Here is an 883-nt window from a genome sequence, read left to right on the forward strand (position 1 = left end):
AGGTACGTTCTTTGAGGGTGACCGCTTCTAATCTTGACCAAGCCGTATGATCTCCTGCTAAAACAATCTGCTCTGTGTGAGGAATTTGTTCGATTGCTAAGCGCATCAATTCTTCTCGCGGTGGCTTACTGTCTTCTAATGCTTCATAAATGCTAGACCACTTTCGCCGAAACACAGGAGACATTGATAATTCAACGAATGATTTTACACTGCGTGTGATTAGCACCGCATCCATCAGGTCGAATAGGGCGTCTTTGCCGTTACCAAGAATACTGTATATACCTTGCCGAAATTGTTTAAGCTGATCGATAGTTCTCATGGTCAAGCTGAATTTTTTCTCTAAATTCCAGCATTGACCATAAAGTGGTCAGTTCAACATTGCTGACCGCTTTTTCTTCTCATGAGCGTTTCGGCTGACACACTCGGATTTTTTTACCGAAGAAAGGCAGAGGGCAGAGGGCAGAGGGCAGAAGGAAAGAAGGTAAGCTTTGATACAAAAATAAGTCCTCTGTTCTCTGCCATAAGGTTTAAAGCCCCTGAATTTATTTATGGAGAAAAATAAACGCGTAGCAACTTTATTAAATCCCCCGAATTCATTCGTGGGGACGCCTTCTGCCTTCTGCCTTCGTACTTCTGCCTTCTTAACCATTATTTTCAGATGAATTGCGTTCCCGTATACTGCCTTTAGTCTCAATATTAGCCTGTGACTTTTTTTGAGCCAGTTGCAGCGAAGCGGTGACTGCCCGCTTTAAGAACTTGGCGGCACACCATTTACTTGATTAGCGGGCGGTCAGCAACTGGCGCGAGGGGGGAGTCCTGAGGGCGGGCGGTAGCCCCCCTCGCGCAACCCGATGCCCAACCCGACAATCTCCTGTTGCTCCGG

The 883-nt window shown here is 46.5% G+C and carries 1 pseudogene; it reads right to left on the reverse strand.

Annotated features, from left to right (window positions below):
* A pseudogene (locus tag ACM0OZ_RS49050) lies at positions 1-319 on the reverse strand (transposase); the annotation flags it as partial.
* Between the last annotated feature and the right edge of the window lie 564 nt (positions 320-883).

The organism is Scytonema sp. PCC 10023 (genome assembly GCF_963920835.1).
GTDB lineage: Bacteria > Cyanobacteriota > Cyanobacteriia > Cyanobacteriales > Nostocaceae > Kalymmatonema.